Raw genomic sequence first — 24,687 nt, forward strand, 5'->3', positions numbered from 1 at the left:
TTAGGCGTTTAACTGTCAAAATTAAGAGAATTTGAGGTTTTATTTACCATCAAAAATCCCTATGACAGTTTATAACACAAAATTTGAAAGATATTTATATAAAATTTAACAAAAAAGAGCTTCATATTTCATTAAACAACAGAAATTATTAAGTTAATTTAAAAAAGGGGTAGGTTTTTCCCCCTTTATTATAGTTATTATTTTAAGCTTATTATTATTTCTTTTCTACAGGCGTTTCGACCGATTGCTTAATATACTTGTTTGCATTTCCCATATAACGTTTACAATGACGAGCATGCTTTTTCATATGTTCTGCCATTTCTGGATCTTTAGCAGCGTCTCGTTCAAGCTTTGCATGTGCCACAAATAAATCGAACATCTTTTTATCGACGCCGGTTAAAGTTTTTCCTTTCTCCTCAACTGAACTGAGAGCAGTTTCACAAGCATCTAAAATCTTACGGGCATAGTCCGAAGCTTTAGCTATTTTTTTTCTTGCTTGGAGAGAGTCGGATCAACTTTTTGTGACTTCTCCGCTTCCTTAGAAGGTTCAGCCTGAGCAGCACTTGAAAAACCAAAGATAACGACAGCAGTAATCAATAATTTATTCATGAGACTATTCCTATCATGAGGTTTTCTGATAATATCTAATCTAATGACTTTTATACGCCAAGCAAGAGCAATTTTTAAGTTTCAACAAAATGCAAGACAAATCTGATACTTATGCGTTAACTATAAACGAGCCACAAGTTGGCCAGCGTCTTGATCGCGTCTTAAGTACTGCCTTCGATCATTTAAGCCGCACCCGTATCCAAGAACTGATTAGTGCTGACTGCGTAAAAATTGAGCCTCATCGTAAACCCTCAGCTTCCATGAAAGTAATGTTGGCGGATGTGATTACCCTTCAAGTGCCTGAAGCGGTTGAAGCAGAGCCAACACCTCAGCATATATTACTGAATATTGTCTATGAAGATGAAGATTTATTAGTTATTAACAAGCAAGCTGGTATGGTTGTCCATCCTGCACCTGGCCACCCGCAAGAAACCCTGGTTAACGCCTTACTTGCCCATTGCGGCAATAGTTTATCGGGCATTGGCGGTGTCAAGCGACCCGGAATAGTGCATCGCTTAGATAAAGACACTTCTGGATTAATGGTCGTTGCAAAGAATGATAATGCGCATCATGTTTTATGCTCTCAATTTAGCGACCGTAGTCTATCACGAACTTATCTAGCTTTTATTTGGGGCGTCGCCACGCCGCTATCTGGATCCGTTAATTCTTTAATTGGACGGCATCCGCGCCATCGTCAGAAAATGGCTGTTGTGAACCGTAAGGGGAAGGAAGCCCTAACTTATTATCATACCTTATCCATTTATGGACAACCTGAGGGGGAAGCGCTCAAAATTAGCCTGGTTGAATGCAAATTGGCCACCGGACGTACCCATCAAATTCGTGTACATTTGGCATCTCTAGGACATCCTTTGGTGGGCGACCCCTTGTACGGACGCGTTCCTAAAGGGGCTCAATCCCTATGGCCCGAAGAGGTCACCCAATTTTCTCGCCAAGCCTTGCATGCGAAAGAAATATCATTCATTCATCCTAGAACAAAAGAGATAATGCATTTCAGCAGTGACCTGCCAGACGACCTGCAAAAGTTAGAAGCTTTATGCAAAGCAAAAATACGTTGAGCGACCCTCTCTGTCTACCAAGGAGGCTGTAATAATCCGGGCGAGAGCACTACTGTCCGTATTAAGCTTAGCTTTTCAGCGGGGTTGAGAGATCATCCTTGCTTATATTTCTTAAAAAAATGAAATTTCTTGATATCTTTCAGACACTGAGGGGACGGAGGCATGTTATAGAATTTAGAGTATCTCATTCATGGATAGGGTTATTTACTCTAGAAATTACTCCCTTCAGGCCAAGACTTTATGGCCCGCAAATTAGCATAATCAACTGTGGGAATTTCCTAAATTATTTGTTAGATTAATACTCATGAATAAACAGGCAAATAATCAGGACAGCGTACCCTTATGAAGCAAATCCAATCTTTGTGCTTATTATTGTGCTTAACCTCTAGCTCCTTGCTTATGGCAGATGAATCTTACGGGGATTTAAGTGCGCGGATTGATGACCTTGAAAAGAGGATGGGCGGCAAAGGACCGGGCGGTGAAGACTTTGTGACCCGAGATGAGCTGGAATCAATTATAAAACAGATCAGAGAGTTGCGGGGTCGTATCGAAGTATTAGAACATAAGGGCGCCAGCCTGCCTGCACGTAGTGCTGATGCCATTCTATCCTCAACACCACCATCTCATCTTCCAGGGGAAGTCGGACCCACGGCCGTTGTAGAAGATGAGGAGCAGGCTGAAGATGATGTTGAGGCTATTTTAAAGGATTTAGGTGGCACTTCCAAAGCTGCCAAAGATACTCTCAAAGATAAAGCCACTGAGAAAGCAGAGAAGGAAGCGCCCACGGGAAGTCTTGAGAGAAACGATGAAAGTGCTCAGTATAACCAAGCGATGGCATTATACAAGCAGCAAGAATACGCTGAAGCCGAAGAAGCCTTCCGTTATTATGTAAAAACCTTTCCAAAAGGCAAACAAGTATCCCAGGCACGAATCCATATCGCTGAATGCCAACTGGCCGCTGCCTCCCAATCTAAACAAAAAGATTTAGCAAAAACGGCTGCAGCGGATTTTGCAACCGCTTACAAAGCAAATCCCAAAGGCTCCCTGGGAGCGCAGGCGTTATTAGGAATGGCCAAGTCAATGAAGCTGCAAGGAGAAACTAAGAAAGCCTGCGTGGTTTTAAAGAAACTGAAAGCAGACTTCCCCAATGAGAAGGCCATAATGAAAACGACCCAAGATTTATCAAAGCAGTATAAGTGCGGTTAATGCGGTGATAAATCTTCCTGATTTTCTTCCCGCAGTGAAATCGGGGCTCTATATTGTCGCTACACCGATTGGCAATCGGGCCGATATCACCTTAAGGGCTCTCGATATTCTGCAAAAGGTCGATCTTATTTACTGCGAAGATACGCGCACCAGCCGACCTTTGTTAGAAACATATACCATAAAAACTCCCTTGAAAGCCCTCCATGATTATAATGAAAAAGGCTTAATCCCAGAGATTATTACCCGTCTTCAGCAGGGTGAAAAACTTGCATTAATCAGTGACGCAGGCATGCCTCTTATTAGTGATCCTGGCTACAAGCTTGTCAAAGCGCTTCAAGATAATGATTTGCCGATTACAGTCATTCCTGGCCCATCGGCAGGGATTACGGCGTTAGTTCTGTCAGGCTGGCCAACAGACCGGTTTATGTTTGCCGGCTTTGTCGACCCTAAGAAACTTGTAGAGTTTAAAGAAATTGATGCAACTTTACTGTTTTATGAGTCCCCGCATCGCCTCATCAAGACCTTAGAAGCCATGCAATCTGTCTTCGTGAACCGACAGATCGCTGTTATAAGAGAGCTAACGAAAGTTTATGAAGAAGTAGTTAGAGGGCCAATCCCCCAAGTCCTGCAAACCTTTCAAGACCGTGACAAAGTTCTGGGCGAAATTGTGATTGTTCTCTCACCGCCCTCATCCCAAGATCAATCCCTGTCAGAGCAAGACATTGAGATAGCGTTGCGAGAAGCTTTAACAACGCACTCGTTAAAAGATGCCTGTACTCTGGTGGCCGGTGCTTTAGGGGTAGCACGTAAAGATATCTATAAACGTGCTTTACAACTCAAATGAAATGGACATCCTATAGCAAGGGGATCTGGGCAGAATACCTAGCATCATTATGCCTGATGGTAAAAGGCTATAGCATCCAAGCGCGTCGCTATCGCACTCCTTGGGGGGAAATTGATCTGATTGCCAAAAGAGGTAAAACACTCACCTTTGTTGAAGTTAAGCGTCGCCAGTTTTACCGGCAAGGATTAGACTCCATTTCCCTCACTCAACGCAACCGTATAGAAAGATCTGGTCAAGCTTATATGGCATCAGTTAAAATTAATTTCGATATTATCAGATTTGATGTCATGATTGTAACCCCTTGGAGATTATATCATCTAAAGGATGCTTGGCGCCAAACTTAACCAACGAGAAAAGAGGAGAAGAATGAAAAAATAAATATAACACTGTCCTTAGTCAGTATTATGCTTGCTGGCTGTGCTCCTGCCATTATTGGGGGTGGTGCTGCCGTTGTTGGCGGCGCAATGGTAAAAGAGAAAGGGATCTCAGGATCTTTATCCGATACTCAAATTTCTACCAAGATATCAATTGCTCTTTACCAGAAAGACCCCGAACTTCACGCCCGAGTTAATGTGAATGTGCAAAACGGTGAAGTAATGTTAACGGGTGCTGTTTTAACGAATGAGATGCATTTAGATGCGGTTCGGATTGCTTGGGAAACGCCCGGTGTTAGACGCGTTATCGACAACATCGCTATCTCTGAAGGGGCTTCCGTTGGTGTCTATGCTAAAGACACTTGGATCACAACACAGCTTAAATCTAAGCTTCTGTTTGACAAAAATGTTCAATCAATTAATTACAGCATTAAAACTGTTAGCGGTAATGTCTATTTGATGGGAATAGCGCAAGATCACGCTGAGTTAAGTACGGTGATCAATTATGCTCGTAACATTGATGGCGTTAAAAAGGTTACCTCTTATGTGCGCTTAAAAGACGAGATCGTCTAAGACCTATAGGAACAGGCTAGGTTTGTGACATAAAAAAACCTCGAGACTCTCCGAAATGGTAAGCTTAAAGTGGTCCTCTGCTCATAGATTAAAAGTTGAAATTTTAATCACTGCTGGCAAGAGGCCACTTTTCCTTTAGTCTAACTCATCAACTCTTGTTATTGTTGGTGCCTTAAATGTGGTCCTCAGTGTTAATCTTGTCCGTATTATCGGTAGTAGGGTGATTAAATTTATTCACAAGTATATCTCGGGTCTTCTTTTTCTCTTCGTCTCTTACAAAGCCCGCTTTTTTCCTAATCTCTCTATGCCATAGGCGGTGATCCAATTTCTCTATGATTATTTACAGAAGAATTGCGAGAGCAATTTTCTTTCGCTCCATTACTAAGTTATTAGTATAAATATTTAAGCAAATGCTAAAAAAATCATCCACTTTCATGAAGGTATTAATTAGATACCCTTTTTCTTCGCAAATTTTTGGCACTGACTTTTCTGTGAGATACCTATCCCTATCTTGATAGGGCGCTCCTTTTAAAAGACAAAAATTTAAAACTTTCTCTATAGTGGGGGGAGGTATAATTTTTTTTCATTTATTCTTTCTGAAAATGCAATTGCTTCATCGCGCAGCATCTCAAAATTGAATTCTACAGCGTGAATTAAATTGCACCCTAATAAAATTTTATAAGAAGAATATTCTTAACCATTGCCTCTCTCCTTTCAAAAAATATGCTTATCTAGAAAAATTATATAATTTTGTTCTTGCTACTATCTGTAAAGATTTAAGGTGAATCTTATTTCTTCACACCCCGACGATAAGCCATCAATCTCCCCCTGTTTTCAAAGCCAGCGATGACTCAAATATTACCCCCAAACGGATGCAGATTTGACGCGGACGTAGTAGGCGCCTTGGCCACCATGCTGATCTTTAGCAGAAGTATAACCGGTAACTAAAGAGACTTGTTCGAGCCATAAAGGCAGAAGCTTTTTCAAGGTATGCGGGTTGTCAGGATGGCCTTTGCCGGTGATAATCAGAACCCATTTCAAGCCATCATGGTGCGCCATCGCGATAAAGTTTTGTAATCGTCGCTGAGCTTCTTGACGAGTAAGGCCATGCAAATCAAGACGCGCTTCAATAACAATTTTTGTGACCTTTTGCAGCTTTTTTGTTTCTGTATAATAAGAACCTTCTATGGGGAGAGCGGTACAATGGAGCTCAAGATATTCCTTTACCCTTACCGCATTAATCTTTGAAGGCTTGACGGGAGACGGAGTCTTTTCAACGTAGGCAGGCCTGTGTTTTAGTGGTTTTATCCCTTTAATTAATTCCTGCCATAAATGGCTATCTTTGGGTGGGTTTTTCATTGCGGCAATAGGACAAACAGTTGCCCTTTGGCATTCATCGCTCCTGCATAATAGCCGGCTTTCTCACCACTGCCCCAAAAATAGTCGCCGCGAACCGCCCCTTTAATGGCTCCGCCCGTATCCTGAGCAACCATTAATTTACGCAGATGCGGCTGATGATGATCTGGATGGGTGGCATCCAACCACAGAGGCGTTCCTAACGTAATAAAAGTACGATCGACGGCAAGACTCCGATGGGGCGTAAGAGGAACGCCATGGCTACCAATAGGCCCACCTTGATGTTTATTCATGACCTTAAAGAACACATAAGACTCATTCTTCGACATAATTGATTCAGCTTGGCGGGGATGTGCGTGCAGCCACTTTTTGATACTCTGCATAGTAACATGCCCGTGCTGTAGTTCCCCCTTATCAAGGAGGACTTTACCAATCGGCAGATAAGGGTAACCATTTTGGCCCGCATATCCTAAGCGTAGCTCTCGTCCATTATCTAGTCTGATTCTTCCAGACCCTTGGATTTGTAAGAAGAAAGCCTCGACCGGGTCATCAACCCAAACAAGCTCAAGTCCTTTCCCCTTGAGTGCCCCCCGCACAATCCGAGCCCGCGGAATTTTATAATTTATATTCCGGCCTGGCAATTTGTAAAGAGGCGTCTGATAGCGGCCATGGCGTCTTAACGACCCCCTTAAGATAGGCTCATAGTACCCTGTAAAAACGCCTTCCGGATTCCCTGAAGCCGCTATCTGATAAGGACGCAGATTAGTTTCTAGGAACTCTCGGACCTCTTGATGGGAATCAAAATTCTCGGCTTGCAGCTTTCGACAGAACTTAAACCAATCTTTGGCACGCCCTCCACCATCTTGGCGCGTCACCATTTCTGTGTTTCCATCTTTTTTGAGGATAACTTGACAGGATTGTTGCAGCACCGGTAAAGCGAGTAATTGCTTATCTTGTTCCCAGCCGGGCAAAGCCTCAAAAGTGACGGGAATGAGATCTCTTTTAACTGTGGGGGCACATCCACTTAATAGAAGACCCAGAACCAAGAGAATTTTATTCTTATTCATTATTATTATACTCGGATTAGGGGCCTCTTTAGGCCGTTTGGGTACGGGACAGATACCAATTGGGCTCATCAGATCCAATGGTGCGGGTAAAGGTCCAGATTTCTGTCACGGGAATGCTGATGCGGGCTTTATTTTCAATAATTTCCCCCGCAGCATTTTGAGTAACCATAATCTGGTGGGTTCGGTAACGCACAGAGATAAATACTTCTGCGCCATGGATCTCAATTGCATCGACGTCTATTTTATCAAAGCTATTAATGGTAGCGCTATAAGTTTCTCCCCGCTGTTCACGTTCCTCAATTTCAGCCACAAATGCATCGTAAACTTTGGGAGCTAAAAGGAGCTGCAGGGTGGCCCGATCATTTGTAGCAAAAGCATCCAGTACCATCTCATAGGCCCCTTTGGCTCCTTTAATAAAGTTAGAGAAATTAAAGGTGGGATCCTGCTGTTGCAATAAACGGAGTTTTTCTCGCACGCCCGATTTAAGATTGTCTTCTTCAATATCCACTCGGGATCCTGCGGTCGGGCGAGGGGAGGGAGTTACCACCCGTTCTTCCATCGAGGCTTCAAAATGACGCCTTTTTCTTTCACGACGTTCTTTGTCTTCCTCTGATTCTTGTCCAAGGACTGACCACAGCCGGTAAAAAATGTAACCTGACAATAAAGCGAAAAATATTAATTCTAATAAGGGTCCCACGTTTTACGCCTCAAAATCTCTTGATCTAAATATATATTATAGTAGACGAATTAGACATGCAATTGATAGACTCAAGTTCAGAAACTTAAATTATCTTAGGAGATATAATATGGAACAAGCAAATTCTGCGGCTAATAATGCCACAACTATAGTTCGTGCCCAGTATATTCGCGATCTATCCTTTGAAAATCCCAATCCATTGGCAATTTTCACAAGCGAGAGCCAAGACCAACCAGAAATTTCAGTTGGCATTCAAGCTAAAGCTCAAAATCTCGGGGATCGTAACTTTGAACTCATTTTGGATTTCAATATTGACGCTAAACGTGCTCAAGATACGATGTTTATCGTGGAACTGAGTTACGGAGCAGTTGTGACCGTAAGCGAAGATGTGGCCGAATCAGACGTCCAACGGTCAGTAATGGTGGATGCAGCACATTTACTATTCCCCTTTGCGCGCAATATTATTGCTGACATGACCCGTGACGGCGGCTATCCACCATTAATGCTCGCTCCCATTGATTTTAATAACCTTTACCAACAACAAAATCAGCAACCAGCTGCTGGCCTAAATTAAATGTTTAAGGGGGGGGCTATAAGTCCCTCTTCAAAACTGGACGGAATTTAGAAAATTAATACCGTAATTTTTGACATTTTTTGAAACCATGAGTATGCCGCCCTTATCACACAAGCAGCTCCTTGTCTTACCTTTGATCCTGGTATTGGCAATTATTGTTTTTGAAATGTCTTCCGATCTTTATATACCCTGCCTACCAGAAATGTCATCGTTTTATGGGGTTCAGGACCATACCATTGTCATGACGATTAGCCTTTATATGATTGGGTTTTCTTTTATGGGGTTAATTGGAGGCGCTTTATCAGATGGTCTAGGCCGGAAATCTATTTTTATGCTCGGCCTTGTAATCTTTACTGTTGGCAGCATTGGTACATATTTTGCGGATTCGATTGAGGTGTTGTCGCTTTTCAGACTTATTCAAGGAATGGGAGCCGGCACCAGTTACGTTATTTCCACCGCTATGGTCAAGGATATCTTTCCCGATCATTTATGTTCCCGAATCTTCTCCCTTATGGGGACAGCGATTGCCTTGTCGCCCACAATCGCTCCCATTATCGGAGGTCAGATTAGCGCTGTTTGGGGCTGGCGGTTTAACTTTACAATTATTCTCTGGGCGGCTGTGGTGACATTATGCGCTTGCCAGATTGGCCTATTTGAAACCTTAAAACCTGATAAACGCCAACCCATTAGTTTTAAGGCCACCGTAAATGCTTATCTAGCTCTGTTTAGCAATCTTAGAGTCTGTGGCTACGCTTTGATTTCAGGAATGACTTATGGTTCCCTGTGGGCTTGGATTGCTTTAGCTCCATTCTTCTTTATAAAAAGTTTAGGGATAACTGCACAAGAATATGGCTATTATGCCATGATAGGCCCGATTTCTTATATGGGAGGAGCGTTTATTAATCAAGCCCTCGTCGTCAAGCATGGGGTTGACCGACTCTTAAGAAGTGGCCTTGCCATCATAACTGCTGGAAGTTTGTATTTAAACTTTTCAAGCTTTAACAATTTATCTGATCAGTGGGGATTAATCAGTGGACTTATCTTGTTTTGCATTGGCTTAGCTCCGGTATTTTCAAACTCTGCGACCCGCTGCCTAGATGTACCGGATCATCAAAGAGGGGCAGCATCGGCAGTTCTGGGCCTTGTAGAAATGGTCTCTGCAGCTGCTTATGCTTATGTCGCCAGCTGGCTTAATGATGGGACGATTCGCCCCGCCACGATCATGATGGGCGTGAGCGCGGCGGCATGTATTCTGCTATACATTTGGATTCAACACAGTATAAAATATACTCATAACCCTTCATAAGATAAAATAAATAATGGCAGCATCTTCAACTCCCCGTATTTTCGGATTCTGGACGGCAACCTCCCTGGTTTTAGGCAATATGATTGGTTCTGGCATTTTCTTTTTGCCGGCCTCATTGGCCCACGTGGGACCCATCAGTATTTTTGGCTGGCTGATAACAGCAGTTGGTGCAGTCAGTTTAGCTTATGTTTTCTCAAAGTTATCGCTTAACAATCCCCAAGCTGGCGGCCCTTTTAGCCACACCCGTCAAGCTTTTGGTAATCAGATGGGCTTCTTTATGGCTTGGGGATATTGGATTATGGCTTGGTCCAGTAACGCCGCTGTCTCTTTGGCTTTTGTCAGTTATCTTTCCCACTTCGTCCCCTTGCTAGCAGAATCTAAAATGGCCAGTTTCCTCGTGGCAACCTGCTTAATATGGTTCACCACTTTTCTTAATTGTTACAATTTGAAATACGGCGGCTTTGTTCAAGTTCTCACCGTAATTATCAAAATCTCGCCTTTAATAGCGGTTGCTTGCCTAGGATGGTTCTATATTGATTTCCAAAATTATGTACCATTCAATCCTAATTTTGATACTCCCTTACAGGCCATCAATGCGGCCGCTGCCATTACCATGTGGGCTTTTATTGGCTTAGAATCAGCAACCGTACCGGCAGAAAATGTCACCAATCCAGGCAAGACGATTTCGCGGGCTACCTTATTTGGCACGTTGTTAGGCGCACTTATTTATATTGTTATTACAGTCGTAATTTTTGGATTAATTCCTGCACATGAATTAGCAAAGTCGAATGCCCCCTTTGTTGACGCTGCCACACAAATCTTTGGCAGCTGGGTTGCCCCTCTAATTGGATTTTGTGTATTGATTTCAATATTTGGTGGCCTGAATGGCTGGATTATCTTACAAGGCCAAATCCCTTATGCTTTAGCGAAGGAAGGACTTTTCCCTAAAGCTTTTAGCAAACTATCTGACAATGGCACTCCAGTGTTCGGATTAGTCTTTACCAGTATTTTAATGACAGCGTTAATGTCGATGAATTACAGTAAGTCTCTTGTTAACCAATTCAATAATATGATTCTCATTGGAACAATTATGACGTTGGGGACGTATTTATCGTCGACAATAGCCTCACTAAAATTGCTCAAGCATTCTTTTGTCGTGAAGCTAAAGCCAGCACTTTACGGGGCAATAGTGTTGGGCGCTTGTTATTGTGTATGGGCTATCTTAGGAGCGGGGCTTGAAAATATATCGGTTTGTTTTATGGCGTATGCCTGCGGCATTCCCGTCTATATTTATAGTCGCTGGGAACACCGCAGAATTAATCTGAGAAGTTAAGCTTTTACCGATTCACTCTGACGGATAGCTATAAAATAAATGATTAGCATCAACACAGCCAAAGTTAAAAATAGCAAAGGCATCGGTGCTAACGTATCATCATGTAGGATCCCCATAACAAAAGTCACTCCTGAAATGATGGCGTAGTACATGAAGCCGAACAGAGCTGAGGCCGTCCCGATCACCGCTTGATATTTAGCCAGGGCAACACTAAGGCTGCTGATCGTGGCTAAACTCATCCCCAGCATCATAACTGTCATACAAGCTAAAGTAATCATCACCATATTAGAAGGGGAAACGCTTAATCCGAACACAGAACTTGCCAAGACTATACAGCCTAATAGAATCAATAATAAGCCATATTGTAAGATCTGAACCGCCGACAGCGTCTTAAACAGATGGCGCCCTAACAGCCCGCCGATGCCCCCAGCACAGGCCAAGAGGATAAATGTTAGACCATATTGCGAAGGGCTTAAGCCCAACATATCGATCATAAAGAAGGACCCTTCTGCGTAATAGCTGAAAGTAATCCCATTTCCTAAGCCGACAAGGCAACAAAATCCCATCACCATTTTATCACAGAGCAATTCTTTCCACACAGATATAATGGATACATTCTTCTTTCCTAAGTGAAGGTTAGTTTCAGGTAGCTTTTTGGCGCAGGCCAAGAGCACTAAAAATCCGACGCCTAGAAGAAATAAGAAAATTGTTGACCATCCAAAGGACTGACTAATAAATCCGCCCACGACCGGCCCAATTGCTGGTGATAAAGAAAGGGCACTGCCAATCGTGGCAAACACCCGTCCACGCTCAGCCCCAGAAAAAGCCTCGCGGCAAATGGTTTGCCCGAGGACACTGCCTGTGCTCCCGCCCAGCGCTTGAATAAAGCGAGCAATCATTAGCCACTCAATAGAAGAAGCGGCATAGCATCCATAGCATCCTAAACAATAAATCGCTAATCCCAAAATCAGACAGGGTTTACGGCCATACTGATCAGAGATATATCCCCAAAGCAAAGTCCCAACAGCAAAGCTAATCAGATAAATGGTCAAGGTAAACTCAACCCAGTTTTCTTCGACCCTTAAGGCTTGGGCAATTTGAGGCAACGCAGGGCTGTAAACAGTTTCAGAAAGTTGCGGTAACCCCACAATGAATACCAGCAACCATAAGGCTGGTGAAGATATTTTCGACATGATAAAAATCCTATACGTAAGAAATAAAATGATGTGCTGCATTTTTTACATGCTGCTTAAAAAAACCATTCCGGCTCTGGGGGCAAATCTATCGAACGGCTAGGATAATTCTCATGTTATCTCTCCAAGGAAGTATTAATTTTTAAATAAGCAATCAAGCTTAATATTTCAATACTTAAATTCTAGGTTGATTTCCTTATAAGTTGCAAGACAGCTTAGGTAACAATGAGGACTGCGGAGTTACTCTAAAAACAGCAAAAGAACCTGCCTATTTCTTCCAAGAACACAAATCTCCAAAAATAAAAAAAGGGGTACCAGTTAAGGCACCCCAAGAGATTATATCTCTTAAGAAAATTAAGTTATGCTTGTGCCAACGATCTTACAGATAGACGCTGCTTTACATATCCTTCAATCAGCTGGCATAGTTCAGGTAATTTACCGGTAAAGAAATGATCCGCATCAGGGATCTGAGTATAATCAATGCGAATACCGCGCTGCTGTTGCAATTTATCTGCCATTTTTGCAACATACCCAAACGGAACAATATCATCTTTTGCACCCTGAAGAATGAGGCCAGGTACCGGACAAGGAGCTAAAAATGAAAAATCATACCGATCAGCAGGAGGAGCAACGGAGATAAATCCATCCAGTTCAGGACGACGCATCAGTAACTGCATAGCAATCCAAGCCCCAAAGGAGAATCCAGCAATAAAGCATTTGGAAGCGGTGGGATTAACGGTCTGTAACCAGTCAAGAGCTGTTGCCGCATCGTTGAGCTCTCCTTCACCGTTATCAAAGGTTCCTTCTGAACGGCCAACTCCCCGGAAATTAATACGTAGAGTTGAAAATCCTAAATCCACAAAAGTACGATAGAGTGCGTATACCACTTTATTATTCATGGTACCGCCAAATTGCGGATTCGGATGAAGAACAAGAGCAATAGGCGCATCTTCATGCGAGTTCTGGTGATAACGGCCTTCAATTCGTCCAGCTGCACCATTAAAAATAACTTCGGCCATGGGTTTCCCCTTTCAATCGCGATGTTATAAAAAATGAATTCTGGAGAAAACATACTTGACCAATTTAGTCAGAATAGGTATTTCTATCCCTATAAGTATTGGATTTTAAAGCCAGAATTCCAATCTATAATTAAGTGTAACATGCCTTTTTTAGAAGAGCTATGGGGAATTTATGAAATTAAGCTCAAAAGCAAGATATGCGGTTATGGCCATGGCAGATATCGCTTTTTATGGCGAAGCTGAACCCGTTTCATTATCCGCTATTTCTGTGCGTCAAGGGCTCCCTTTAGCTTATTTAGAGCAACTTTTTAACCGTTTAAAAAAAGCTAATCTGGTTATTAGTTGTCGCGGTTCAAATGGCGGTTATCGATTAAGCCGTCCCCGAAAAGAGTTAAGAATTTATGATGTCATTGCTGCGGTGGACACCCCTTTAAAGGCTACGCGATGTGCCGATAAGGAGGCTACCAGTTGCCAAGGCAAGTCCAGTCGGTGCATGACTCATAATTTATGGAGAGAATTAAGTCACGTCGTTGAACAGTTTTTGCAGCAAGTAACCCTAGAAGATGTCTGTTCGCAGCAAATCCCAAGTAAAGCAGCGGAATTTGGAACACCATTGGTCAGAGAAGTATAATGCAGCGAGTTTACCTAGATTATAATGCATCTGCCCCTATACATCCTATCGCTCAAGCCGCTGTGGTCGAAGCGTTAAGGACGGTGGGTAATGCTTCTTCCATCCATACGCATGGACGTGCGGTCCGCTCTTTATTAGAAGAAGCACGGTTTAAAGTCGCAGAATTCTTTACTGTCAAACCGGCACAGGTCATATTCACCAGTGGGGCCACCGAGGCCAACAATCTCATTATTAAAGGTTTTTCAGGCCAGGTCATAACCAGTGCCATTGAACATGACTCAATTCTAGAAGCGGACAAAGCAGCCTTCAGATGTGCGGTCGATGGCCACGGGCGGGTGGACTTGCTTCAGTTAGAAGAGTTATTAAAGCAATCCGGTGGTTCCACGTTAGTGAGTATTATGGCTGCTAATAATGAGACTGGGGTGGTGCAACCGCTTGCTGATATTATCACTCTGGCACGTCAATATGGAGCCCAAGTTCATTGTGATGCTGTTCAAGCCATAGGTAAACTGCCTTTAGATTGGAAAGAATTAAAGCCTGACTTTATTTCTATCTCAGGCCATAAGATTGGTGCCTTACAAGGAATTGGTGCTCTAATTATCAATGAGCACATCCCTTTAACTCCTCTCATCAGAGGCGGGGGCCAAGAACGCTATTTTCGCTCCGGCACAGAAAATAGTCTGGGAATTATAAGTTTAGGGGCGGTTATAGAGAACTGTAAAACGCAGCACTGGGTGGCAATTCAAAAGCTTCGCGATACTTTAGAGCAGCGCTTAACAACACTGTGTCCTGAGCTTAAGATTTTTGGCAGTCCTGCTGAAAGGTTACCTAATACCAGCTGCTTTGCTACCCCCGGTATGGCTAGCAATACCCAGGTTATGCATTTTGATCTGATGGGAATTTCAGTATCGGCAGGCTCTGCTTGCTCTTCTGGCAAAGTTAAGGTCTCGCATGTCCTGAAAGCGATGAACGTTCCTGCCCCCAGTTTACAGCAATCACTGCGTGTCAGTTTAGGGCACTCCACTACTGAGCGCGAAATAGATCACTTCATAAAGGTTTGGCAAGATCTTTATGACCGAACACACAGCAATTTAAAAGAAAGGATTGGGGCATGAACACTACCTGTCATCCCGCTGCCCATCAGCTCACCACTTTAGAAGGCCAAATCTATCTGGATTATCAAGCCACCACGCCCTGCGACCCACGTGTGTTGGAAAAGATGCTACCTTATTTCTGCGATATTTTTGGTAATCCCCATTCGCGCAGCCATCCCCATGGTTGGTTAGCAGAAAACGCAGTGGAAAAAGCGCGGGAGCAAGTGGCACAGATTATTAAAGCTGATCCTCGGGAAATTATCTTTACCAGTGGGGCCACTGAATCCAATAATTTAGCTATTAAAGGTGTCGCTGAGTTCAATAAAGAAAAAAAGAATCATATTATTACTGTGGTGACCGAACATAAATGTGTGCTCGATACCTGTCGCCATTTAGAACAGCAAGGCTTTGAGGTAACTTATCTTCCCGTCAAACCCGATGGATTAATTGATTTGGATCAACTGCGGGCGTCGATTAAAGGGTCCACGGTACTGGTTTCAGTCATGGCCGTGAATAATGAAATAGGCGTTATTCAATCACTGGCGGAGATTGGTAAGATTTGCCGGGAGCATGGCGTACTTTTCCATACTGATGCGGCGCAAGCGGTAGGCAAGATTGACCTAGATGTGGAGGCCATGAATATTGATTTGCTGAGTATTTCCGGCCATAAGATTTATGGACCCAAAGGAATTGGAGCCCTTTATGTCCGTCGCCGGCCGCGGGTGCGGTTGCAGGCTCTGATCAATGGTGGCGGACAAGAGCGCGGCATGAGATCAGGAACCTTATCGCCGGCTTTATGTGTCGGACTAGGAGAAGCCTGTGCGATTGCCCAAGCAGAAATGGCAACAGAACAAGCCCGGATCAAGCAATTAGCAGATAAGTTTTATCGCACAGTCATGGAGCGCCTACCTGAAGTTTTCCTCAATGGTCATCCGACCCAGCGCGTACCGGGTAATTTAAATCTGAGCTTTGCCTATGTTGAAGGGGAAAGCTTAATTATGGGAATTAAACGATTATCTGTTTCTTCTGGCTCTGCCTGTACGTCTGCTTCTTTGGAGCCTTCTTATGTACTGCGTGCTATTGGGGTAGGGGAAGAATTAGCTCATACGTCCATCCGTTTTGGCATTGGCCGTTTTACCACTGAGGCGGAAGTCGATGCGGCCATCGCTCTGCTTATTGAATCGGTGGAGAGATTACGTGCCATGAGCCCGTTGTGGGAGATGGCCCAAGAAGGAATAGATATCACTAAAATTCAATGGGCAGCCCATTAATATTAGATCTCAATTGCAGGAGATAAAAGGTTAAGCTTCTTTCATCAGGATGAAAAAAATTAAGTCAGACTTAGAAAATTGAAAGAAGAGACCTATTTTTATTAATAATATAAGGAGAATGAGCAATGGCATATACAAAAGAAGTTTTGGATCATTATGAAAATCCGCGCAATGTGGGATCTTTAGATAAAGATGACACCTCGGTTGGCACTGGTCTGGTGGGCGCCCCCGCTTGTGGTGACGTAATGAAACTGCAGATTAAAGTTACGGAAGAAGGGATTATTGAGGACGCCAAGTTTAAAACTTTTGGGTGTGGCTCAGCGATTGCTTCCTCGTCCTTGATTACTGAATGGGTGAAAGGTAAATCTATTGATGAAGCCCAGGCCATCAAAAACACGGAAATTGCGCGCCATTTAGCGTTGCCGCCAGTAAAAATACATTGCTCAATTTTAGCTGAGGATGCCATTAAAGCGGCAATTGCCGATTATAAAAGTAAAAATCAGAAATCTGAGCAGAATAGCGCAGCATAAATTACGAGGTGAACCGTCATGCGTCCAGTAGCGATGTCCATAACTGAAAATGCGAAAAGCCGGGTCCGAGAGTTATTAGCACAAAGGCCGACGCCCGCTGCCGGCATTCGCATCGGCATCAAGACTAAAGGTTGTTCAGGGATGTCTTATACTATGGAATTTGCGGATGAGATTTCACCTTTTGATGAAGTTATCAAGGTTGATGACCTAACTTTAATGATTGATCCTAAAGCGATCATGTTCTTACTCGGAACTGAGATGGATTATGTGGTCGAGCCTCTCCATTCAGGATTTGTATTTAGGAATCCAAATGAAAAAGGTCGGTGTGGTTGTGGGAAATCCTTCCATGTCTAATGCTTATGAAATATTCGGATTAACACCTAAATTTAATATTGATCTTCTAGACCTTGAAAAGCGCTTTCGACAGGGCCAGCAGCTTGTCCATCCTGACCGTTTTGTAGCTAAACCGGCTCAAGAGCGTGCCGCTGCAGCAGCCCAAGCCCTTAAACTAACGGAAGCATACAATATTTTAAGGGATCCTTTAAAACGGGCAGCTGAATATCTGCGAGCCAAAGGTAGCAGTATTCCCGGAGAAAATGGCCAAACCGTCAGCCACTCTACCTTACTAGCTGATGTTATGCAGTGGCGAGAACAATTAGAAGATTGTTCGCAGGCAAGTGATCTGAAAGCGCTCGAAAATGAATTCCTGAAGCGATTAGATTTGATTAAACTAAGCTTTGATAACCGTGATGCTGACCAGCTTGCTTACTTATACTTAGAGTTAGTATATGTTAGTAAGATTCTTGAAGATATCAGTTACCATCCCTTAAGGAAAAACTATGTTCGTTGAGCTCCTTGACCCTTCCAGGTCTTCAGAAAAACCTCAAAAGAAAAGCCTCGCCATTGGTATAGATCTGGGAACCACCCATACGGTGGTTGCTTGCAGCAGAAATCAGCAAGCGCAAGTCTTAACCACCTCTACTGGCGCAAGATTGATTCCTTCAGTTGTGGCTTATACCGATCAAACGATCCTGGTGGGGGCCGAAGCTCAACCTCACGCCCAGGCCATTACTTCGATCAAGCGTTTGATGGGAGCCGCAGAAATCTCCAGCTCTTTGGCTGCTAATTATCCTATTGTGCCCAATGAGAAAGGAATAGTGTTAGAGGTGGGGAAGGTGGTTAAAACGCCCGTCGACATCTCCGCTGATATCTTAAAATTTGTCAAGATAACAGCAGAAGAGACCTTAGGCGAGCCGATCTCTGAGGCCGTTATCACCGTACCTGCCTACTTTGATGAAGCGGCACGTCAACAGACCAAAGAAGCAGCCCAGTTGGCAGGCTTGAAAGTACTGCGGTTGATCAATGAGCCTACTGCTGCGGCACTGGCCTATGGCTTAGATCAGCAAGTCGAGGGTACTTATGCTGTCTATGATTTAGGAGGAGGCACCTTTGATATCTCGATCATTCGTTTTACGAAAGGGGTGTTCCAAGTGGTGGCTACTGCGGGCGATATCAGCCTCGGGGGCGATGATATTGATCAGCTGCTCGCTGAAAAGTTAGAAGTCTCATCTCTGGCAGCCCGCGATATAAAGGAATTTTTATCCGCGAACATAGCTTGGCCTGATCCCCATTTTAGCCAGGATGATTTAGCAGAGCTAATTGCCCCCCTTATTTCAAGGACTTTAAACATCTGTGCGATGGCTTTGGCTGATGCTCAAGTATCCATTTCCGATCTGGAAGGGGTAATTTTGGTTGGCGGCTCGACGCGTATGCCAGCAATAAGGCAGGCGGTGGAACAGTTCTTTGAGCAGCCGCCGCTAACGAATCTGAATCCTGATGAAGTGGTGGCCTTAGGGGCGGCTTTGCAAGCCGAAGCTTTGACTGTAGGATCAGATACATTACTGCTCGATGTGACACCGCTGTCTTTAGGTATTGAAACCATGGGGGAAATTGTTGAGAAAATTATTCATCGCAATACTCCCATTCCAGTAGCGATTGCTCAAGAATTTACCACGTATGAAGATGGTCAAGATGCCATGGTTATTCATGTGGTGCAAGGAGAGAGAGAATTTGTTAAGGATTGCCGTTCTCTCGCAACCTTTACGCTGAAAAATATTCCACCGCTGCCTGCTGGCATTGCTCGTATTCGCATTACATTTAATTTGGACGTGGATGGTCTATTGACTGTTAGCGCCCAAGAAATGACCACAGGTCTGCTGCAAAAAGTAGAAATCAATCCTTCTTATGGCTTAAAGGATGAAGACCTGATCACCATCTTAAGGGATAACTATGAGCATGGGACGCAAGATATTGAGGAGCGATTGCAGGTGGAAGCCATCTTAGAAGCGGAACAATTTTTAAATATGTTAAATACCGCTCTCAATAATGATGGTGACCTTTTAGAGAATGAGGAACGGATGGTTATTGATGAAGCGGTTACTCATTTGCAGAAATCTTTGAAATCTAGAAGCAAAGATGATATAAAAGCTCAATTGAAAACCGTTGAAAACTTAACCCAGGATTTTGCTGAACGACGTGTTAATCGCAATTTAAGGCGAGCCTTATCAGGGCAACGGGTCGATGCACTATAAGAGAGAGACGAATGCCAAAAATAATTTTTATTGACCAAAATGATACCCGCAAAGAAGTGGACGCCCCTGTTGGCCTATCTGTTTTAGAGATTGCCCATCGCAATAACATCGACTTAGAAGGGGCTTGTGAGGGATCCTTGGCCTGTTCAACCTGCCATGTTATTGTCGACCCTGAATGGTATGATGTGCTGCAAGAAGCCAGCGAAGATGAAGAAGATATGCTTGATTTGGCCTTTGGATTAACGCATACATCCCGCTTAGGCTGCCAGATTATTATGAGCGAGGAACTGGATGGGTTGATCGTGCGTTTGCCAGCCGGCACTCGTAATATGTCTGTCTAGCCCTTTGCAGCTGTCCTGATGCTCCCCCTCTGGTTACAAACCCATATCACCCAGATGACAGCTGCCTATTCCTCCACACAGCTTGCCCAAGCCTATACCAACCTTAGCAATCGCTATCGCTTATCCGCTGACAAGCGCGGCTTTAAGAGTCAAGCAGAAGCGGTTGCTTATGTCGCAGCACGTCTGCCAGCCACCTATGCTTGCGTTCAGTCTTGCTTAAAAGAGCTTCCAGAAGAGTATGCACCTCAGATCATTCTAGATTTAGGAAGTGGACCCGGGACAGCTACTTTAGCATGCCTGGAGCGCTTTAAAGGCTCCCAATATTACCTGTTAGAAGAAGATGCCCATATGACTAATATTGGGCAACAATTAATCCCTCAGGGACTATGGCATCAAGAAGATATTTCATCCGCTTCTAAGTTCCCGTCAGCTGACTTGGTTTTATTGTCGTATGTCTTGAATGAGCTCCCTTCTTCTAAACGCTTAAAAATAATAGATAAGATATGGAATGTAACAAACGATTATCTGCTCATTATTACGGCAGGGACCCCTCAAGGTTTTGAGCAATTACGCGAAGTACGGTCGTCTCTTATTGACCAAGGGGCAAGCATTATTGCCCCTTGTCCTCATAGCTTAAGCTGTCCGCTCCAGGGCCAAGATTGGTGCCATTTCAGGACCCGCTTGCCTCGGTCTTCCTTACACCGAAGCGTGAAAGGTGCAGAATTAAATTATGAGGATGAAAAGTTCAGTTATCTGTTAGCGAGCAAGCATCCTAATTCTCAAATCTATCAGCGCGTGCTTAAACAGCCACAGCATCGTTCAAGCCACGGTATCATTGATCTGTGCACCCCTCAAGGAACAGTGGTTAACGAATCCTATAGCAAATCTAAATCCGAGAAATATGCTCTCTTAAGAAAGAGCACTTGGGGCGATAAGATTCTCTAATTTATAAAAGCTTACTGGGGTCCGTATAATTAAAGTTAGCTCAGATGTGAAAACGTCCCTTCCTTAGTCTGTTTTAAGGGGCAGGGGAGTAAGAAATTGATTTTGTGGCTATAGCGCCGATAATAATAGAAATCCTTGTAAAGCCTCTTTACAAGGATTTCTCTCTAAGCAGGATCTCAGTAAGCCCTTTCCTTTATTCTCAAGATTAAGAAGTGTCGCTAAACCCCTTCTTAAAATTCGTATTTAAAGCCTAGGCTGATGGCGGGATAAGTTGAGAACCATTTTTTATCGTTAAGCAGCTCTTCAGACGCACGTTTAGTAGCGCTAACAGCACCGGGATCATCTTTTAAAAGACCTGTCATCCTTACCTTAGCACTCACTTTTCCCATAAAATAGATCCCGGCATCCATGGTAAAGGTCCACTTGCTACCGCCCAAATTGCGAATATCCACGCCTGTCCCAATATAATATTTTAATGGATTCTTATAGCGATACTTTGATGTGACAACGCCCAGTAATCTTTTTATCTGATCAGGGTGATTACTAAAATCTTGGCTAAGATTAATTTTAGTTGCATTATAGCCAGCACCGAGGCTCAGACGCCACCACTTGGTGTAAAAATACCAGTCAGCATAAGCATTAACCGTCAGGGGACGGAAACGGACATTATGGTATTTTACATTGTCATAACTGAGTGTCTTTTTAAAGTGGTCCCACCAGGTGCCTTGCAGTCTTAAGGCAAAGGTTTCATTAAATTGGTAACCGATTTCGCCAGCGAGTCCCAGTGTACTGATTCTTGCTGCAACATTCCAATTCCCAGCGTGGGCAAGTTGGCAACAAAGCATAGAAGTTGCCATTACAATAATCTTATTATTCATTAGAAGCACCATTAAGTTAAACTATAGATTGTTTATAGGATATTTTTAACAATTTATCTACAAAAACTAAGCTTTTTGCATGTCAAAATTGATAATTTTAAGGATAGGTATCGGATATCTTTAAAAGGATAGATCTTAAAGTGCAGCGAGAATAAATAAAAAAAGCTCGGGTAAAACCCGAGCCTTCATATCATAATCAGGTTCTAAATTAGAAGCTGATTTTTGTACCCATAATAAATACAGCACCCTTGTTCTTGGCATTGGCTACTGTGTTCATGTTGGCTTTGCCATCAAACTTATTGGTAAAGTCTTGAGCCAAGTTTTGTGCTGCAGCATTTGATTTGGTTTGAACATAGTCAACTTCACCAAAGAACTTCAGACCAGCAACTGGAACAACATCACCTGTCAAGCTCCAAACATCTGTTTTAGCTTTACGGGTAGCTTCTGTTTTTCTTTCCATGTGTTGATAAGAAGCAGCAAACTTGTAAGCACCCATGGTGTAACCTGCACCAACGTTCCAAGCTTCACCGGAATCACCTGTATGGAGATTACCTGTTGTCGCTGTGTTAGCTCCACTGGAAATTGTTGCTTGGCGACGGAACAAACGAGAATGTCCGTTATCTAACCAACCACCACCGACTTGTACCAAGTGACCATTAGCCATACGGTAGCCAACGATTGCACCCAACTGATAAGCGGATGTATTGCGAAGTCTTAGCTTATAGTTACCAGACAGAGCTGCGTTATACTTCACTGTGCTGCTGTTTGTAGCAGAAATATAGGACTGATCAGTGATATAAGCACCATTCAAGTTAATACCCCAGTTACCAATTTCTTTCTTGAAGGAAAGACCAAAGGCCCAGCTATTAACACCATACACATCCATATTGGAAGGTAGAGCTGGTAAGAAGTTGCGTACACCAGGAACGTTGCCATTACCTTGGATGGAGTTGTTATCTAATTTGGCATCACCAAGATGAGATGTCTGAGGTGTGTAAGCTACACCAAAACGGAAGTCCCAAAGCTCAGGTGTATAGTAAACCAACTTGGTTGCATAACCGGTATCACCGATGACGTCGTTTCCGCGTAGGGAGAAAGCTGAGATATTGAAGACGTTTTTATATGCACCATCAAATGTGCCTGTACCGCCAACGATCGCGCCGGCATCTTCAATCATTGTGTCTTCTGGACCAACAACGTTACCAAACTGGAATGTACCAGCTTTTGTATTGAATTCGACGTAGTTTTGAGCAACTGTCGGATTTGCATTTGAGAATGCTTGGAAGTTGATTTTGTATTTATATTCAATTCCAGATGCGGTCCGACCAGCAACTAGAAAGAAAAGATCAGAAATGTCATTTGAAAAATGATGCGCACGTGCTTTACCGTTATTTTTTACCTTTTGGCTAACAGCATATGCGTTCATAATTGTGTTACCGCTAATCTGCAGTGTTGGTGCAACAGCTTCAGCCATAGCTGAGGTGCTAAGTGCAGAAGCGGCAATGGCGCTAAGAACTAGCTTCTTCATAAAATACCCTCCGAATTAACAATTTAGAACCCTCTCCAGGGCTCAACTAGTATAATAACACCGCAAAAAAACCTTAAAAGCAAACAATAAGAACACATTTTCCAACGTATTCTCACTAATGTTGTTTTAAAATCACACTGAAGTTTTACTAAATTTTGCTTAAAGATAAAGTAAAATATAGGCTAAATATCTATTTCTTAGAAGAATTTAGGACACAATTGCGGACAGCAATATCGGGATCCAACAGTCCCTTTTTAATTTTTATCTCATTAGTTAGAGTACTCACAAATTGATCTTGGCTCTCTGTTTGATGCAGGGATCGGTTATGATTATTAATGAGAATTCGCAGCATATACATAAAGTTATTCTTAACCTCTGCCCCCTCTAGTGCCATAATCTGCACAGGGACAAACGGTTTCTTAGTCTCTGTTGAGGGTAATGGAGGAGTCAGGGCCGCTTTAGGCTGTGAAAAGAGTTCGATTTGCTCAAAGGATTGTACAGCTTTTTTAGACATAGGTTATATAATTTTGGTGGTGCCTGCTGCCAGACTCGAACTGGCACGCCCAGAAGGCGACAGATTTTAAGTCTGTTGTGTCTACCGATTCCACCAAGCAGGCTTATTGTAGAGAATAAACAAAACTTTTAAGATGTGCAAGAATTTCTTGCAGACTTAGGGGAATATTTACTAAAAAAATGATATAATAAAAATATCCTTACAAAAATTAAGGTCCCTGTGGTGACAAATAAATTTGATAAAATATCGATTCAGAAGTGTATCCTCTTTCATCATCTGGTAAAAGAAGGCTCACCTGCAGTCGTCGCAAGAAAGTTAAAACTTCCATCTTTTAAAGTGCATAACGATTTAAACTCGGTAGAAAAGTCTATTGGCGAACCTTTAATCTATCGCAATCAAAATCGACTGTCTTTAACAGAGATTGGACAAAATTTTGCAGAGTTCTGCCGGATTGTGGTGGAAAACTTAAGCCTGGTAGAACCTTCACAGCAATTACCCGAAGAATTAACGATTGCGACAACCCAAGGCGTAGCCGACATTGAGCTGCCTGGCATACTGATGGATTTCTATAAAGAGTTTCCGGATATACGGGTGGAAGTGATGTCAGGCAATGAGTATATAGACTTTACGGATCCAAGCGTGGACGTGGTTATCGGCCCTCATCTGACCAACCGCAGCGATTTAAGCCAGACTCTTCTTTATACAGATCCTATGCAATTTTTTAGCTCACCCGAGTACATTGAACGGTATGGGGCTCCCAAAACCATTTACGAGTTAAGAAATCATCGTCTGTTAATGTATAAAGGCTTAAAATTTCACCCGAAAGAAGTCTTTGATACGATTGAACCTTTTGTAAGCTCAAACAGCGTTCGCAATCTTTATGCTTTAGCTTTAAAGGGTGTGGGGATCTGTATCCTACCGCGCAGTCGCTTGCCAATAGAGGATTTAGAAAAGGGTCGGATGATCAATATTATCGAGAATTTTACCAGTTATGAGATCAAGACCAGTTTTATTCATCGGCGCTTTTCTACCAAGAGGGCATTGACCGATCGATTGTTTGAAGTTGCAAAGAATTATTTGGAGCGAGAATTTAATGGCAAGCCATAAACTCTCCCCCACACTATTCTTTACCTCTCT

General features: G+C 43.1%; 28 protein-coding genes and 1 tRNA gene. 18 read left to right on the top strand and 11 right to left on the bottom strand.

From position 1 onward, the window contains the following. Positions 1-214 precede the first annotated feature (214 nt). Complete coding sequence (locus tag HMO_RS17010) at positions 215-379, bottom strand: hypothetical protein (protein WP_010300029.1); 165 nt, start codon at positions 377-379, stop codon at positions 215-217. Between the two features lie 101 nt (positions 380-480). Next, positions 481-609, bottom strand: a complete 129-nt coding sequence (locus HMO_RS17525) for a hypothetical protein (protein ID WP_010300034.1) — start codon at positions 607-609, stop codon at positions 481-483. 89 nt (positions 610-698) lie between these two features. Between HMO_RS17525 and HMO_RS0106080 the strand changes: the two genes are divergently transcribed. From HMO_RS0106080 to HMO_RS0106100, 5 genes are all read left to right on the top strand, one after another. Continuing rightward, on the top strand, positions 699-1,685 hold the full coding sequence (locus HMO_RS0106080) for an RluA family pseudouridine synthase (protein ID WP_010300037.1): 987 nt from the start codon (positions 699-701) through the stop codon (positions 1,683-1,685). Between the two features lie 342 nt (positions 1,686-2,027). Next, positions 2,028-2,891, top strand: coding sequence for a tetratricopeptide repeat protein (locus tag HMO_RS0106085; RefSeq protein WP_010300040.1), 864 nt, complete (start codon positions 2,028-2,030; stop codon positions 2,889-2,891). Positions 2,892-2,895: 4 nt separating this feature from the next. Then, entirely contained in the window at positions 2,896-3,735 is an 840-nt protein-coding gene (rsmI, locus tag HMO_RS0106090; protein ID WP_010300042.1) for a 16S rRNA (cytidine(1402)-2'-O)-methyltransferase, read from the top strand. Then, the gene (locus HMO_RS0106095; protein WP_010300043.1) at positions 3,732-4,079 is read left to right on the top strand and encodes a YraN family protein; all 348 of its coding nucleotides are present in this window, start codon (positions 3,732-3,734) and stop codon (positions 4,077-4,079) included. Before rsmI ends, HMO_RS0106095 begins: the two co-directional genes overlap by 4 nt. Positions 4,080-4,139: 60 nt before the next feature. Continuing rightward, positions 4,140-4,682: a BON domain-containing protein gene (locus HMO_RS0106100; protein WP_010300046.1), complete on the top strand. Its 543-nt coding sequence runs from the start codon at positions 4,140-4,142 to the stop codon at positions 4,680-4,682. 858 nt (positions 4,683-5,540) lie between these two features. On the opposite strand, the gene HMO_RS15530 is transcribed toward HMO_RS0106100, so the two are convergent. From HMO_RS15530 to HMO_RS0106120, 3 genes are read right to left on the bottom strand one after another with little or no spacing between them, the layout of a single operon-like run. Further along, entirely contained in the window at positions 5,541-6,041 is a 501-nt protein-coding gene (locus HMO_RS15530; protein WP_010300050.1) for a Smr/MutS family protein, read from the bottom strand. Further along, positions 6,038-7,105, bottom strand: a complete 1,068-nt coding sequence (gene mltA / locus HMO_RS14020) for a murein transglycosylase A (RefSeq protein WP_010300051.1) — start codon at positions 7,103-7,105, stop codon at positions 6,038-6,040. Before mltA ends, HMO_RS15530 begins: the two co-directional genes overlap by 4 nt. A gap of 28 nt (positions 7,106-7,133) precedes the next feature. Further along, positions 7,134-7,802 carry a Tim44/TimA family putative adaptor protein gene (locus tag HMO_RS0106120; RefSeq protein WP_010300052.1) on the bottom strand — a complete coding sequence of 223 codons (669 nt, stop codon included), beginning with the start codon at positions 7,800-7,802 and terminating at the stop codon, positions 7,134-7,136. A gap of 109 nt (positions 7,803-7,911) precedes the next feature. On the opposite strand from HMO_RS0106120, the gene secB reads away from it, so the two are divergent. The 3 genes from secB to HMO_RS0106135 all read left to right on the top strand — a co-directional run bounded on the left by secB (position 7,912) and on the right by HMO_RS0106135 (position 11,015). Continuing rightward, positions 7,912-8,376, top strand: coding sequence for a protein-export chaperone SecB (gene secB / locus HMO_RS14025; protein ID WP_010300054.1), 465 nt, complete (start codon positions 7,912-7,914; stop codon positions 8,374-8,376). 94 nt (positions 8,377-8,470) lie between these two features. Beyond that, the gene (locus HMO_RS0106130; RefSeq protein ID WP_010300055.1) at positions 8,471-9,682 is read left to right on the top strand and encodes a multidrug effflux MFS transporter; all 1,212 of its coding nucleotides are present in this window, start codon (positions 8,471-8,473) and stop codon (positions 9,680-9,682) included. Between the two features lie 13 nt (positions 9,683-9,695). Next, positions 9,696-11,015 carry an amino acid permease gene (locus HMO_RS0106135; RefSeq protein ID WP_010300056.1) on the top strand — a complete coding sequence of 440 codons (1,320 nt, stop codon included), beginning with the start codon at positions 9,696-9,698 and terminating at the stop codon, positions 11,013-11,015. Here HMO_RS0106135 and HMO_RS0106140 read toward each other — a convergent pair. Both HMO_RS0106140 and HMO_RS0106145 read right to left on the bottom strand, forming a co-directional pair. Then, complete coding sequence (locus HMO_RS0106140) at positions 11,012-12,208, bottom strand: multidrug effflux MFS transporter (RefSeq protein ID WP_010300057.1); 1,197 nt, start codon at positions 12,206-12,208, stop codon at positions 11,012-11,014. The two genes, HMO_RS0106135 and HMO_RS0106140, sit on opposite strands and share 4 nt — an antisense overlap. Positions 12,209-12,567: 359 nt before the next feature. Next, a complete protein-coding gene (locus HMO_RS0106145; protein ID WP_010300058.1) occupies positions 12,568-13,227 on the bottom strand; it encodes an alpha/beta hydrolase in 660 nt (219 codons plus the stop codon). 172 nt (positions 13,228-13,399) lie between these two features. Between HMO_RS0106145 and HMO_RS0106150 the strand changes: the two genes are divergently transcribed. From HMO_RS0106150 to HMO_RS14035, 9 genes are all read left to right on the top strand, one after another. Then, positions 13,400-13,858, top strand: coding sequence for an Rrf2 family transcriptional regulator (locus tag HMO_RS0106150; protein ID WP_010300059.1), 459 nt, complete (start codon positions 13,400-13,402; stop codon positions 13,856-13,858). Further along, a complete protein-coding gene (locus HMO_RS0106155) occupies positions 13,858-14,973 on the top strand; it encodes a cysteine desulfurase family protein (protein ID WP_010300061.1) in 1,116 nt (371 codons plus the stop codon). The genes HMO_RS0106150 and HMO_RS0106155 overlap by 1 nt, the downstream gene beginning before the upstream one ends. Then, positions 14,970-16,223 (top strand): IscS subfamily cysteine desulfurase, encoded by a 1,254-nt coding sequence (locus HMO_RS0106160; RefSeq protein ID WP_010300063.1) that lies wholly within the window; start codon positions 14,970-14,972, stop codon positions 16,221-16,223. The genes HMO_RS0106155 and HMO_RS0106160 overlap by 4 nt, the downstream gene beginning before the upstream one ends. Before the next feature lie 125 nt (positions 16,224-16,348). Continuing rightward, complete coding sequence (iscU, locus tag HMO_RS0106165) at positions 16,349-16,753, top strand: Fe-S cluster assembly scaffold IscU (RefSeq protein ID WP_010300065.1); 405 nt, start codon at positions 16,349-16,351, stop codon at positions 16,751-16,753. Positions 16,754-16,771: 18 nt separating this feature from the next. Next, positions 16,772-17,107 (top strand): HesB/IscA family protein, encoded by a 336-nt coding sequence (locus tag HMO_RS0106170; RefSeq protein ID WP_010300067.1) that lies wholly within the window; start codon positions 16,772-16,774, stop codon positions 17,105-17,107. Beyond that, positions 17,064-17,603 (top strand): Fe-S protein assembly co-chaperone HscB, encoded by a 540-nt coding sequence (gene hscB / locus HMO_RS14030; protein ID WP_175282097.1) that lies wholly within the window; start codon positions 17,064-17,066, stop codon positions 17,601-17,603. Before HMO_RS0106170 ends, hscB begins: the two co-directional genes overlap by 44 nt. Continuing rightward, a complete protein-coding gene (locus HMO_RS0106180; RefSeq protein WP_010300073.1) occupies positions 17,593-19,344 on the top strand; it encodes an Hsp70 family protein in 1,752 nt (583 codons plus the stop codon). The genes hscB and HMO_RS0106180 overlap by 11 nt, the downstream gene beginning before the upstream one ends. Before the next feature lie 11 nt (positions 19,345-19,355). Then, the gene (locus HMO_RS0106185) at positions 19,356-19,685 is read left to right on the top strand and encodes a ferredoxin family 2Fe-2S iron-sulfur cluster binding protein (RefSeq protein ID WP_010300075.1); all 330 of its coding nucleotides are present in this window, start codon (positions 19,356-19,358) and stop codon (positions 19,683-19,685) included. A gap of 18 nt (positions 19,686-19,703) precedes the next feature. After that, positions 19,704-20,630 carry a small ribosomal subunit Rsm22 family protein gene (locus tag HMO_RS14035; protein ID WP_010300076.1) on the top strand — a complete coding sequence of 309 codons (927 nt, stop codon included), beginning with the start codon at positions 19,704-19,706 and terminating at the stop codon, positions 20,628-20,630. Positions 20,631-20,860: 230 nt separating this feature from the next. Here the strand turns inward: HMO_RS14035 and HMO_RS0106195 are convergent, their stop codons facing one another. From HMO_RS0106195 to HMO_RS0106210, 4 genes are all read right to left on the bottom strand, one after another. Then, positions 20,861-21,508, bottom strand: a complete 648-nt coding sequence (locus tag HMO_RS0106195; protein WP_010300078.1) for a hypothetical protein — start codon at positions 21,506-21,508, stop codon at positions 20,861-20,863. A gap of 208 nt (positions 21,509-21,716) precedes the next feature. After that, positions 21,717-23,036 carry a porin gene (locus tag HMO_RS0106200; RefSeq protein WP_010300080.1) on the bottom strand — a complete coding sequence of 440 codons (1,320 nt, stop codon included), beginning with the start codon at positions 23,034-23,036 and terminating at the stop codon, positions 21,717-21,719. A gap of 190 nt (positions 23,037-23,226) precedes the next feature. Further along, the gene (locus HMO_RS0106205; protein ID WP_010300081.1) at positions 23,227-23,550 is read right to left on the bottom strand and encodes a hypothetical protein; all 324 of its coding nucleotides are present in this window, start codon (positions 23,548-23,550) and stop codon (positions 23,227-23,229) included. 17 nt (positions 23,551-23,567) lie between these two features. After that, positions 23,568-23,653, bottom strand: a tRNA-Leu gene (locus HMO_RS0106210). 119 nt (positions 23,654-23,772) lie between these two features. Between HMO_RS0106210 and HMO_RS0106215 the strand changes: the two genes are divergently transcribed. After that, positions 23,773-24,657, top strand: coding sequence for a LysR family transcriptional regulator (locus HMO_RS0106215; RefSeq protein ID WP_010300082.1), 885 nt, complete (start codon positions 23,773-23,775; stop codon positions 24,655-24,657). Positions 24,658-24,687 lie beyond the last annotated feature (30 nt).

It is taken from the genome of Candidatus Odyssella thessalonicensis L13 (assembly GCF_000190415.1).
Lineage (GTDB): Bacteria > Pseudomonadota > Alphaproteobacteria > Paracaedibacterales > Paracaedibacteraceae > Paracaedibacter > Paracaedibacter thessalonicensis.